General features: G+C 68.7%; 13 protein-coding genes. 12 read left to right on the forward strand and 1 reads right to left on the reverse strand.

Features of this window, described 5'->3' with window-relative positions:
- Nucleotides 1-46: 46 nt before the first annotated feature.
- From AB0M15_RS30940 to AB0M15_RS30985, 10 genes are all read left to right on the forward strand, one after another.
- Nucleotides 47-469: a DUF948 domain-containing protein gene (locus AB0M15_RS30940; protein ID WP_363825695.1), complete on the forward strand. Its 423-nt coding sequence runs from the start codon at nucleotides 47-49 to the stop codon at nucleotides 467-469.
- A complete protein-coding gene (locus AB0M15_RS30945; RefSeq protein WP_343965931.1) occupies nucleotides 466-705 on the forward strand; it encodes a DUF6167 family protein in 240 nt (79 codons plus the stop codon). Before AB0M15_RS30940 ends, AB0M15_RS30945 begins: the two co-directional genes overlap by 4 nt.
- A gap of 4 nt (nucleotides 706-709) precedes the next feature.
- On the forward strand, nucleotides 710-3,379 hold the full coding sequence (alaS, locus tag AB0M15_RS30950) for an alanine--tRNA ligase (RefSeq protein WP_363825699.1): 2,670 nt from the start codon (nucleotides 710-712) through the stop codon (nucleotides 3,377-3,379).
- Nucleotides 3,380-3,714: 335 nt separating this feature from the next.
- Nucleotides 3,715-4,173, forward strand: coding sequence for a Holliday junction resolvase RuvX (gene ruvX, locus AB0M15_RS30955; RefSeq protein ID WP_363825704.1), 459 nt, complete (start codon nucleotides 3,715-3,717; stop codon nucleotides 4,171-4,173).
- Nucleotides 4,170-5,378: an endolytic transglycosylase MltG gene (gene mltG, locus AB0M15_RS30960; protein WP_363825711.1), complete on the forward strand. Its 1,209-nt coding sequence runs from the start codon at nucleotides 4,170-4,172 to the stop codon at nucleotides 5,376-5,378. Before ruvX ends, mltG begins: the two co-directional genes overlap by 4 nt.
- Before the next feature lie 4 nt (nucleotides 5,379-5,382).
- The gene (locus tag AB0M15_RS30965) at nucleotides 5,383-6,207 is read left to right on the forward strand and encodes a shikimate dehydrogenase (RefSeq protein ID WP_363825715.1); all 825 of its coding nucleotides are present in this window, start codon (nucleotides 5,383-5,385) and stop codon (nucleotides 6,205-6,207) included.
- Nucleotides 6,194-7,663, forward strand: a complete 1,470-nt coding sequence (locus AB0M15_RS30970; protein WP_363825718.1) for an FAD-binding oxidoreductase — start codon at nucleotides 6,194-6,196, stop codon at nucleotides 7,661-7,663. Before AB0M15_RS30965 ends, AB0M15_RS30970 begins: the two co-directional genes overlap by 14 nt.
- Nucleotides 7,664-7,693: 30 nt before the next feature.
- The gene (locus AB0M15_RS30975; RefSeq protein ID WP_363825721.1) at nucleotides 7,694-8,731 is read left to right on the forward strand and encodes a DUF2330 domain-containing protein; all 1,038 of its coding nucleotides are present in this window, start codon (nucleotides 7,694-7,696) and stop codon (nucleotides 8,729-8,731) included.
- A gap of 68 nt (nucleotides 8,732-8,799) precedes the next feature.
- On the forward strand, nucleotides 8,800-9,273 hold the full coding sequence (locus tag AB0M15_RS30980; RefSeq protein WP_363825724.1) for a hypothetical protein: 474 nt from the start codon (nucleotides 8,800-8,802) through the stop codon (nucleotides 9,271-9,273).
- 70 nt (nucleotides 9,274-9,343) lie between these two features.
- Nucleotides 9,344-10,063 carry an A24 family peptidase gene (locus AB0M15_RS30985; RefSeq protein WP_363825727.1) on the forward strand — a complete coding sequence of 240 codons (720 nt, stop codon included), beginning with the start codon at nucleotides 9,344-9,346 and terminating at the stop codon, nucleotides 10,061-10,063.
- Nucleotides 10,064-10,166: 103 nt separating this feature from the next.
- On the opposite strand, the gene AB0M15_RS30990 is transcribed toward AB0M15_RS30985, so the two are convergent.
- Entirely contained in the window at nucleotides 10,167-11,282 is a 1,116-nt protein-coding gene (locus tag AB0M15_RS30990; RefSeq protein WP_363825729.1) for an ADP-ribosylglycohydrolase family protein, read from the reverse strand.
- Nucleotides 11,283-11,427: 145 nt separating this feature from the next.
- Between AB0M15_RS30990 and AB0M15_RS30995 the strand changes: the two genes are divergently transcribed.
- A complete protein-coding gene (locus AB0M15_RS30995) occupies nucleotides 11,428-11,634 on the forward strand; it encodes a hypothetical protein (protein ID WP_363825732.1) in 207 nt (68 codons plus the stop codon).
- Nucleotides 11,635-11,676: 42 nt separating this feature from the next.
- Nucleotides 11,677-12,111, forward strand: a complete 435-nt coding sequence (locus AB0M15_RS31000; protein WP_363825735.1) for a VOC family protein — start codon at nucleotides 11,677-11,679, stop codon at nucleotides 12,109-12,111.
- Nucleotides 12,112-12,134: the final 23 nt, after the last annotated feature.

The raw sequence follows: 12,134 nt of genomic DNA on the forward strand, positions 1-12,134 counted from the left end.
CCGGGGTCTCGGGACGGGGCAGACGAACGGAAGGCGGATCGTAACCATGAGCGTCGGTGAAGTCGCGGGGCTGATAGCAGCCTGCGCACTGCTCATCCTGGTGGGCCTGCTGGCCTATCCGATCCTCAAGCTCGGCAAGGTGTTCGAAGAGACCCGGATCATGGTCAAGGGAGTTTCGGACTCCAGCGTTCCGTTGCTCGGCGAGGTGACCAACACCGTCGCGACGACGAACGCCCAGCTGGCCAAGGTGGACACGATCACCGACAACGCCACCACCGTGACAACCAACGCGGCCGCGCTCGCGTCCTTGTTCGCGGCGACCGCCGGTGGCCCGCTGGTGAAGGCGGCCGCCTTCACCTACGGCGTCCGCAAGGCGCTCGGCGAGAACCAGCGCCGCGACGTGTCCCGCCGGGTGAAGGACGAGATGAAGGCCGAGCGCAAGGCGAAGAAGCGGGGTGACGTGCGATGAAGCGGATCCTGTGGCTGATCGTGGGCATCCTGGTCGGCGTGTACGCGGTGACCCGGCTGAAGAAGCGGGCCCAGCAGTTCGCGCCGGAGGGCCTGCAGCAGTCGGCGGAGAAGATGGCCAGCGCGATCCGGCACTTCGGCGACGAGGTACGGGCCGGGATGGCCGAGCGGGAGACCGAGCTGCGCGACGCGCTCGGCATAGACACAGCGGCAAACGAACGTGAGGACTACCGGTAACACCATGGAAACCAGTGAGATTCGCCGGCGGTTCCTGAGCTATTTCGAGGACCGCGGCCACACGGTGGTGCCCAGCGCGCCCCTGCCGTCGCCGGACCCGAACCTGCTGTTCAACGTGGCCGGCATGGCCCAGTTCGTGCCGTACTTCGTCGGCCAGCAGACGCCGCCGTACCCGCGCGCCACCAGCGTGCAGAAGTGTGTCCGGACCCTCGACATCGAGGAGGTCGGCAAGACCACCCGGCACGGCACGTTCTTCCAGATGAACGGCAACTTCTCCTTCGGCGACTACTTCAAGGAACAGGCCGTCCAGTACGCCTGGGAACTGGTCACCAAGCCGCAGAGCGAGGGCGGCTACGGCTTCGACGAGTCGATCCTGTACGCCTCGGTGTACTACGAGGACGACGAGGCGATCGACATCTGGAAGCGGGTCGCCGGGCTGCCCGACGACCGGATCGTCCGGCTGGGCATGAAGGACAACTTCTGGTCGATGGGCATCCCGGGTCCGTGCGGCCCGTGCTCGGAGATCCTGATCGACCGTGGCCCGGAGTTCGGCGCCGACCGGGACTGGGAGGCGGGCGACCGCTACCTGGAGTTCTGGAACCTGGTCTTCATGCAGAACATCCGTGGTGAGGGTGGCGGCAAGGAGGGCTACCCGATCCTCGGCGAGCTGCCGAAGAAGAACATCGACACCGGCCTCGGGCTGGAGCGGGTCGCGTACCTGCTGCAGGGCGTCGACAACATGTACGAGATCGACGAGATCTTCCCGGTGATCGAGAAGGCGTCGGAGCTGAGCGGCCGCAAGTACGGCGCGGACCACGTCGACGACGTCCGGTTCCGGGTGATCGCGGACCACGTCCGCAGCGCGCTGATGCTGATCGGCGACGGCGTCACCCCGGGCAACGAGCAGGGCGGCTACGTCCTGCGCCGCCTGCTGCGGCGTTCGATCCGGTCGATGCGCCTGCTCGGCTACGAGGACCCGAGCCTGGTGGAGCTGCTGCCGACCAGCCTCGAGCAGATGAAGAAGTCGTACCCCGAGCTGGAGGCCGACTTCCCACGGATCAGCCAGATCGCCTACGCGGAGGAGGAGGCGTTCCGGCGCACTCTCACCGCGGGTACGACGATCTTCGACCTGGCCGTGAAGAACGTGAAGGCCTCCGGTGAGGCGCAGTTGGCCGGCAACCAGGCCTTCCAGTTGCACGACACGTACGGGTTCCCGATCGACCTGACCGTCGAGATGGCCGCCGAGCAGGGCCTGCAGGTGGACACCGACGGCTTCCGGTCGTTGATGAAGGAGCAGCGCGAGCGGGCCAAGGCGGACGCGCGGGCCAAGAAGGCCGGCCACGCGGACACCTCGGCGTACCGGGAGCTGCGGGAGAAGGGCGTCACCGAGTTCACCGGGTACGACGAGCTCGCGACCGACTCGCAGGTCCGTGGTGTGCTGCGGGACGGCGCGATCGCGGGTGCCGCCGAGCAGGGTGAGACCGTCGAGGTGGTGCTGGAGAAGACTCCGTTCTACGCGGAGTCCGGTGGCCAGATCGCGGACGAGGGTCTGATCGTCGGTGACGGGTTCAAGCTGAAGGTGCTGGACGTCCAGCGGCCGGTCAAGGGTCTGATCGTGCACCGCGTCGAGGTCGTCGAGGGTGCTGTGCAGGCTGGGCTCGATGTGCACGCGCAGGTCGACAAGGAGTGGCGGATCTCCGCTTGCCAGGCGCACTCGGGGACTCACGTCGTCCACGCTGCGTTGCGTCAGGTGCTTGGGCCGACCGCGTTGCAGAGCGGGTCGTACAACAAGCCTGGGTATCTGCGGCTCGACTTCGCCTGGTCGTCGGCGCTGGACCAGGCGACCCGGAGTGAGATCGAAGAGGTCGCGAACCTTGCCGTGCGGCAGGATCTGCAGGTCTCGGCGCAGTACATGACGCTGCCGGAGGCTCGGGAGTGGGGTGCGCTGGCGCTGTTCGGCGAGACGTACGACGACTCCGTGCGGGTGGTGGAGATCGGCGGGCCGTGGTCGCGTGAGCTCTGCGGTGGTACGCACGTGAAGCACTCGTCGCAGGTCGGTGCGCTGACGGTGACGAGTGAGTCGTCTGTCGGTGCCGGGGTGCGGCGGCTCGAGGCGTTCGTCGGGATGGACGCGCTGCATTACCTGGGTCGCGAGCGGGCGCTGGTGCGGCTGCTGTCGGAGAACCTGAAGACGCGTCCGGAGGAGCTGCCCGCGAAGGTGGCCGATCTGGCGGAGCGGTTGCGGGTCGCCGAGAAGGAGCTGGAGAAGATCCACGCCGGCCAGGTGCTGGCGGCCGGTGCTGAGCTGGCGAAGGCTCCCAAGGATGTCTTCGGTGTCGCGTATGTCGGTCACCGGGCGCCTGATGGCGTCAACGGCGGCGACCTGCGCAAGCTGGCGCTCGACGTCCGCGGCCGGATGCCCGCCGACAAGCCGGCGGTTGTCGCAGTACTGAGCGTCAACGACGGCAAGCCCGGCGTAGTCATCGCCCTCAACGACGTAGCCCGCGAATGGCGCCTCAAGGCCGGCGACCTGGTCCGCATCGCAGCGGAGCAGCTAGGCGGCCGAGGCGGCGGCAAGGACGACGTAGCCCAAGGCGGCGGCACCGACCCAGCAGGCGCCGACAAGGCCCTAGCAGCCGTAGAACACGCCATCGGCCAACTAGTAACCGGCTGACACGTGCCCACCCGCCCTCAACCCCCGCGACGCCGCGCTGCTCCGCAGCGCGGCGTCGCGCTAAGCGCACCCACCCCAGCCAGCGAGAGCGGGCGGTGCGCAGCAGCTGCTGTCGGCTGCAGCATCATCACCCGCGCTGCTGAGCAGCGCGGGCTCCGGGGCGGCACCGAGAGCGCCGAAGGCGCTCGAGCGAGTGGCGGGCCCACGGGCGACCTTCGCCTTGGCCTCGCCGTTCAGCGCTGCGCGCGGCGCAGCCGCGGGCAGCGCGTTCGCGGTGGAGTGGTGGCAGACGGCGGTGCTGGGTCGTGTGGGTGGACCCTGGGCGGGGGACACTAGTGCGCCGCGGGGTTCGGATAGCCCTGGATATCGGGGATGCGAGGATCGGCGTGGCGAGTTCGGATCCGCATGGGATTTTGGCTACGCCGGTGGAGACGGTTCGGGCTGGGGTTGGGGCGCTGGAGCGGATTGTCGGGCTGGTGGTGGAACTGGAGGCGTTCGAGGTGGTTGTCGGGTTGCCTCGGTCGTTGTCCGGGGGTGAGGGGCCGGCGGCGGTGAAGGTGCGCGGTACGTCGGCGCAGCTCGGGGAGCTGCTGCAAAAGGCGAATGTCGAGGCGGAGGTCCGGCTGGTGGACGAGCGGTTCACCACCGTCACCGCCGAACGGATGTTGCGCGAACGGGGTAAGAAGGGTTCCAAGCGGCGGGCTGTGGTCGACCAGGCCGCGGCGGTCGTGATTCTGCAACATGCGCTCGACTTCGAGCGCGAGACCGGCAACCCACCCGGGAGGCCCCTGTGAACGGAACATCGGTGAACGAAGACCGCGACAATCCAGGCGACCAGACCGACTTCCGGGACAACCTCGGCCTGCGCCCGGAGTCCCGGGTCGAACGCCGGGCCAACCGGCGCAAGACCCGCGCCCGGCGCGGCTTCGGCTGTTTCGCCGGCCTGCTCTCGCTGCTCGTCGTCGGCGCGCTGCTGGCCGGCATCGCGGTCGGTTTCGGCAAGGGCCGCGACGCGATCGAGAAGGTCTTCGCCGCCCCCGACTACGAGGGCGCCGGCAGCAGCGAGACCGTCACCGTGGAGATCGCCGCCGGCCAGAGCTCCCAGTCGATCGCCGACACCCTGGAGAAGAAGGGCGTGGTGAAGAGCGCCAAGGCCTTCGAGCGGGTCGCCCGCGACGACCCGCGCTCCAAGAAGATCCAGGCGAACCTGTACACCCTGCACAAGCAGATGTCGTCCAAGGCCGCGCTGGAGCTGCTGCTCGACACCGCGAAGTCGGTGCTCGTCACCCGGTTCACCATCCCGCCCGCGCGCACCAAGGCCGAGATCGTCAACCTGCTGCAGAAGAGCAAGGCGGCCAAGCTTCCGCCCGGCGCCGCGCAGGCCGCGATGAACAAGCCGGCCCAGCTCCGACTCCCGTCCTGGGCGAAGAACAACCCGGAGGGCTTCCTGCTCCCGGGCACCTACGACATCCCCAAGGACGCGAACGCCTACACCGTCCTGCGGTTGTCGACAGCCGGCTTCACCAAGGCCATGACCGATCTGCAGTTCATCCAGAAGGCCCAGCGCAAGAACGTCGACCCCTACCAGGCGGTGATCGTGGCCAGCATCATCGGCGCCGAGACCAACCGCAAGGAGGACTACGCCAAGGTCGCCCGGGTCATCTACAACCGGCTGCGGGTCGGGCAGAAGCTCCAGATGGACTCGACGATCCACTACATCGTCGGCCGCACCGGTGGCGTCTACACGTCCAAGGAGCAGCGCGAGACGGAGTCGCCGTACAACACGTACCTGCACGACGGACTGCCGCCGACGCCGATCAACTCGCCGGACAAGGACATGCTGCGAGCAGCGGTGAACCCGGCGACCGGCACCTGGAAGTACTTCACCCTGGTCAACCTCGACACCGGCGAGACGCGGTTCGCGACGACCGGGGACGAGCACCAGAAGAACGTCGACATGCTGACGGCGTGGTGCAAGGCCCACACCGGTAGGTGCTGACCCGATGACCCGCTGTGCGGTGCTCGGTCAACCGATCGCGCACTCGTTGTCGCCGGCCATGCACAGAGCGGCGTACGCCGAACTCGGACTCGACTGGCGGTACGACGCGTACGAGGTCGGCGAGGACGAACTGGCAGCCTTCTTGAGCACGCTGGGCGACGACGTTCGCGGACTGTCCTTGACGATGCCGTTGAAGCGGGTCGCGCTCGATCTCGCCGACCGGGTCGATCCGGTCGCCGAGTTGATCGGCGCGGCGAACACGATGCTGTTCGAGGCGGACGGATCACGGTCGGTCCACAACACCGACGTACCGGGGTTGGTGGCTGCCTTTGCGGAGCGGGGGATCACCGGCGCCGACACTGCCGTAGTACTGGGTGGGGGAGCGACTGCTGCTTCGACGCTGGCGGCCCTGCGTGGGTTGAAGGTCAGCGAGGTGACGTTGGTCGTGCGCGATCTGGCGAAGGTCGAGCGACTGAGGGATCTCGCGGCCGAGCTGGGGCTGAAGGTCTCGGCGACGGACTTCAACCAGGTCGAGCAGATCGGTGGCTTCGACCTGTGCATCTCGACCCTGCCCGGCGGTGTCGTGGACCCGTGGGCGGACCACTTCGCGCAGGTCGCGCCGGTGGTCTTCGACGTGGCCTACCACCCGTGGCCGACGCAGCTCGCGATCGCGGCGCACCGGATCGGTACAGAGCTGTTGAACGGCCTTGACCTGCTTGTGCATCAGGCGACCCTCCAGGTGGAGATGATGACTGGTATGTCGCCCGCGCCCCTGGCGGCTATGAGAGCCGCCGCGCGTGAGGAGCTGAACGTTCGTGAGCCCAGTTGACCGCCGTACCGTACTGAAGGCAGGCGGGGCCCTTGCCGCGGTCGCCCTGACCAGCTGTTCCGAGGTGAAGCCGGCCCATGCCGGTCCCACCGGGGCGAACCTGACGGCCGCCGCGCCGGACTGGACGGCATTCCAGAAGAGCGTCAAGGGCACCGTGTACCGGCCGGGCAAGCCCGGGTACGCGACCGTGCGCCAGCTCTTCAACCCGCGCTGGGACACCGTCTCACCGGCCGCCGTGATCCGTACTGCCAACGCGACCGACGTCCGCACGGCGATCCAGTTCGCCCGCAAGAACAAGCTGGTCTCAGTGCCGAAGAGCGGCGGGCATTCGTACGTCGGTGCCTCGACGGTCAGCAACGGCCTGGTGGTGGACGTCAGTGCGATGCGCTCGATGAGCTACTCGGGCAACGTGCTCACCGTCGGCGCGGGCGCGAAGCTCTACGACGTCCACGCGTTCCTGGACAAGTACGGCAAATCCCTGCCGACCGGGACCTGCCCGACCGTCGGTATCGCCGGGCTCACCCTCGGTGGCGGGATGGGCGTGCACACCCGGGCCTTCGGCCTGACCTGCGACCGGATCCAGTCGATGGGTGTGATCACCGCCGACGGCGTCGCCCGCAACGTGAGCGCGACGGTGGATCCGGACCTGTTCTGGGCGCTGCGTGGTGGCGGCGGGGGCAACCTCGGCATCGTGACGTCGTTCAAGCTGATCACGATCCCGGCGGCGAAGCTCGGCTTCTTCCGGCTGACCTGGCCGGAGTCGAAGGCCGCGGCCGTCATCAAGGGCTGGCAGACGTTCGCTCAGGTGGCGCCGATCACCGCCTGGGGCAACGTGCACATCGATGCCAAGAGCAACGGAACGCTGCAGATCCACGTGCTCGGCTGCTCGACCACCGGCAACGGCGCCGCGGCGGCCGCTCAGCTGGAGTCGTACGTCGGATCCAAGGCGACCACCCGGACCTTCGCGGTCCGGACGCACATGGAGGCGGTCAAGTACCTCGGCGGCGGCACGACCAGCGCGCGTCAGGGCTGGCTGGCCGGCTCCGACGTCCTGAAGCCGATGTCCGCCAACACCATCGCCGCCCTGCTCGGCGCGGTCAAGACAGCCGCCCGGGCGAAGCTCCCGGCCGCCGCGATCCTCGACCCGCTGGGCGGTCAGTCGGCGAAGATCCCGTCCGGCGGCTCTTCCTGGGGCCACCGCTCCGCCGTCGGCGTCGTGCAGTGGTACTCCGGACTCGCAGCCCACCCGACCGCCGCCCAGATCAAGGCCGCTCAGACCTTCATCACCAACGGCCACCGCGCCGTCAAACCGTCCTCGGCCGGCGGCTACGTCAACTACGTGGAGACCGGCCGCTCGGTCAGCACCTACTACGGCGCCAACTACGCCCGCCTCCAAGCAGTCAAGAAGAAGTACGACCCCACCAACTTCTTCAAGAACGCCTACACGATCGCCTGATCCGGCCCCACCCGCCACTAGCCTTCGGCCATGAAGCTGTGGCGGTTGGTGGCGGGCGTGGTCGGGCTGGCGCTCCTCGGAGGCGGCGTCGCACCCGCCTGGGCGTGTGCCTGTGGTGGGTACCTGCCCGACGCGGAGTCGCGCGCCCGGGTCTTCGGCGAGAACGCCCTGGTCCGGTACGACGGCGGCCAGGAGGAGATCGTCCTGTCGATGTCCGTCCAGGGCCAGTCGAAGAAGGCCGCTTGGATCATGCCGGTACCGGCGTCCGCGAAGGTGGAGCTGGGCGACAACGACCTCTTCTACCGGTTGCAGTCGATCACCCGCCCGAAGGTCGTTACCCGCAAGACGTACTGGCCGTTCCGCGATCTGGGGATCATGGGCAGTCGCGGCGACACCGCCGGTGCGCCGGGAGCCGGCGGCGGCGTGGATGTGCGCCAGCAGATGCGACTCGGCCCGTTCCAGATCGCCCGGCTCAGCGGATCCAGTGGCACCGCGGTGACCGACTGGCTGCACACGAACGGGTACGCCGCTCCCGCGAGCCTGGCTGCCAACCTCACGCCGTACCTGGCCGAGAAGTGGGAGATCGTGGCGGTCAAGCTGGCCCCGAAGGACGACGGCAGTCCGATGACGGGCTCGACGCCGCCGTTGCGGTTGAGCTTCGCCTCGTCGCGGATCGTCTACCCGATGCGACTCAGCAAAGGGGCGACGACGGCACAGACGGTGACCGTGTACGTCGCGGCGCCGTACCGCGTGGACGCGTCGACGTTGCCGGATCCGGACGTGAAGCCTGAGTTGCTGTACGCCGGGCGGCTGGTGGGGGAGGACGCTCCGCAACTCGCTTCGCCGGCTTCGTTCCTGACGGCGTACTCGGTGACGTATCGCGAGCCGGGCCGGATCACCGCCGACTTCGGGTTCACCCAGGCGGCGAACGACGACGGGTTCGAGCGAGTGACGTACGTGACCGTGAACGACGGGCTGTGGAGCACGATCGCGGTGCTGCTCGGCGGCGTCCTGCTGATCGGCGGAGGCGCCGCGTTCGTCGGGCGCAGGCTCGTGAAGCGCTCGTGAGATCTCGGTGAGACGCCGCCCGGTGATGGTTGAACCTCGACTGCTATTTCTCTTGGGGGACGACCAGAATGAAGATCCGGGTAACGCTCGCCGTGCTGGTTCTCGGTGGGCTGACGCTGCTGACCGGCTGTGGCGACAAGGACACCTCGAAGGCGGTCGCGCCGCCGCCGGCGCCGACCACGGCGACCAGCCAGCCGGAGACCACCGGGCCGGAGTCGGAGGAGAGCAAGCCGGCCGCGGCGCCGGGGGACGCGAAGGCGTTCTGCAAGAAGCTCGCCTCGAAGGCGGAGGACATGGGCGTCGGCAAGCAGGCGTCGGAGCTGAGCGAAGACCAGTTGCAGAAGGTCAAGGAGACCATCGAGGACCTCGCCGGGGACGCGCCGGCCGAGCTCAAGCCGACCCTGGAGGCGATGCTGCCGCTGTACGACAAGGCCAAGGGCGGGACGTTGCCGGTCGAGGACCAGAAGAAGGCGGCCGCGGCGAGCCTCAAGTACGTCGAGTGGCTCAGCACGAACTGCGACCCGGCGGACTTCGGCCACTGAGCCGCTCCGTCCACAGGCACGGCTCGGTCAGGGAGCCTGGGCGGTCGTCGATCGTCTAGGCTCCTGGATCGTGCCGGCTGACAATGCGTTGCTCGCCGCAGGGGCCGGTGTGGTCCTCTGCGGCGCTGCTGCGTTCAGGCTCGGCCCGCTGATCATGCGCCGGATCCCCGAGCCCATCCTCGAGGACGGCGACACCAAGATCCCGTACGCCGAACTGGCCGGCCAAGGCCTCGCCACGAAGGCGGCGTACTGGTGCGGAGCCACGGCAGCCGTCGCCGGCGGGCTGCTCGGCTGGACGCTGGGCACGACCGCGGGACTAGCCGCCTGGCTGGTGCTCGCCGTGGCGGGGGCCGTGCTCGGGTACATCGACGCCCGGACGAGATACCTCCCATCGGCGATCATCTGGCCCGCGTACCTGCTCGTCGGTCTGGCGCTGCTGATCGCAGCCCTGCAAACGGGGGACTGGGACTCGCTGCTGCGTTCCGCGATCGCCGGTGTCGTCGGATTCGGCGTGTTCTACCTGCTCTGGTTCGTGTTCCCGCGCGGCGTCGGCTTCGGTGACGTACGGCTGTCCGGCCTGCTGAGCATCGCACTGGGCTGGCTCGGCTGGGGCGAGCTGGTGGTCGGCCTGTACGGCGGCTTCTTCCTCGGCGCGGTGATCGGCATCGCGCTGACCGCCGCGAAGGTGCTCAAACGCAAACAACTCTTCCCCTTCGGCCCCTTCATGCTGGTCGGCGCCCTCGTCGGCGTACTGGCGGGGCAGCCGTTGGAGCGGCTCTATCTGGGCTGAGCGACCCAGGTTCCGCGTAATGTATCCGGACCGGCCGGGACGCCGGGCCTGATCCTCGGGGGACGGGCCGGACGTCCCGGCCGCTCCCTTTGCGGCGGGAGCGTCACCAACCGGGGTAGCGGGTGGTCCAGGTGGTGTGGGGGCCGTAGTCGCCGTGTAGGTGGTTGGCGCGGGTGAACTCCAGGGCGAAGTCGTCGGCCAGTTGGAGGATCGTGCCGCGGCCTTCGAGTGGGAAGACGAGTTGGGGTGGGAGAGCGGTCTCTCCGTGCAGGGTGCCGAGGATGTTGCCGCAGATGGCGCCGGTGGAGTCGCTGTCGCCGGAGTGGGTGACCGCGAGCGCGAGCGCGTCGAGGAACTGGTCGGGTTCGGGGTAGGCGAGAGCGCAGTACACCGCGATAGAGAGCGCTTCCTCAGCGATCCAGCCGCCGCCCAACTGCTCGACCGTCTCCGGACTGCGCGGGAGGTCCTTCGCCGCGAGCTCTCGCGCGGCGGTGAGTGCGCCGCTGGTCTCCTCGTGGCCCGGCTTCGTCGCCAGCAGGGCCTGGGCTGCGTCGAGTGCATCGTCGAGGCCGGCGCCCTGGTTGAGTTCGCGGATGATCACGGCCAGCGCACCCGAGGCGAGCTTGCCGGTCACGTGGCCGTGGGTGTACCCGGCGAGCTTGGCCGCAGCGTCGAAGATCCAGTCCGCGTCGCCCCAGGGAAGCAGACCGACAGGCGCCACCCGCATCACGCCGCCGCAACCCTTCGAGTCGTTGACGCTCTGCTCCCCGAAGCGCTGGATGCGGTCGCCACCCTTGCGCGCCTCAGTCAACGCCTCCAGACAGGTGTTGCCAGGCGCCCGGCGTGCGTACAGCCACCGCACGCCCTGCAACCAGCCGTCGCGGTCGCCACTCGGTATCAGCAACTGCTGCGTGTCCAGCCACCTGTCGTAGGCGTGATGCACGACCCCGAGCGTGAACCCGATCCCACGATCGGTCCGTACGCCGGCCCGGATCAGCCCCTCGACCGTGAACAACGTCATCTGGGTGTCGTCGGTCACCGTACCGGCCGGCCAGTGCGGGCCCTTGGCAACGAACTCCCGGACGCCGTCGGGGTGCTCGGCGACGATCGACCGCCCGTCGCTGAACTCCACCGGTCCGCCGAGCGCGTCGCCGATCGCCCCACCGAGCAGGCAACCCCGGACCCGGGCCCGATAAGCCTCTTCATCGGCCCGCTTCATCGTGTCTCCCAGTCGTCGGATGGCCGCAAGTGAGTAGCCATGGTGGCGCTAGCACTACCTCTAGACGGGTCTCAAGGCCAGTTCGTTCCGCCTCGCCGGCTCATAGCTTGGTACTACCGAAGCACGGACCAACGAGGAGGACGCCATGACCAGCAAACTGCGCCGTACCGTCGCCCGGGCGGCCGCCGCAGGCCTGGCCACCGTCGTACTGGGCGGAGCCGCGGTCGCGGGCGCTTCCGCAGCAGCGCCACAGAGCCACAACGCCTGTGGGACGAACCCGGTGACCAAGGCACTGGACGTAGCGCTCTCCGTCCGCAGCGCCCTCGACCCGGAGCGCGCCACCACCTGTTAATTAGCTGCACAGGTGCCACTTTCCGGCTTTAGGGTGGGCCGCATGGCATCGGTCAAGAAGTTCCAGGTCACCTTCGACTGTGCGGACCCGGAGCGGGTCGCCCGCTTCTGGTGCGAGGTGCTGGGGTACGTCGTCCCGCCGCCGCCCGAGGGATTCGCCGACTGGGACGAGTTCGACCGCTCGCTACCCGCCGAGCACCAGGGGTCGGCGTTCGCCTGCGTCGACCCGGCCGGGGAGGGCCCGCGGCTGTTCTTCCAGCGCGTCCCCGAGGGCAAGGTGGTCAAGAACAGGGTGCATCTCGATGTCCGGGCCGGTACCGGACTGGTGGGTGAGGAGCGGCTGGCCACTCTGAGGGCCGAGGCCGAGCGGCTGATCGCGCTCGGTGCGACGGTGTTCCAGGAACAGGTCGCCGACGGCTTCAACGAGTCGTGCATCACGATGATGGACGTCGAGGGCAACGAGTTCTGCCTCGACTGAACGCTGTCTCGAAGTGACTAGGT

It is taken from the genome of Kribbella sp. NPDC051718 (assembly GCF_040681515.1).
In the GTDB taxonomy this organism is placed as follows: domain Bacteria; phylum Actinomycetota; class Actinomycetes; order Propionibacteriales; family Kribbellaceae; genus Kribbella.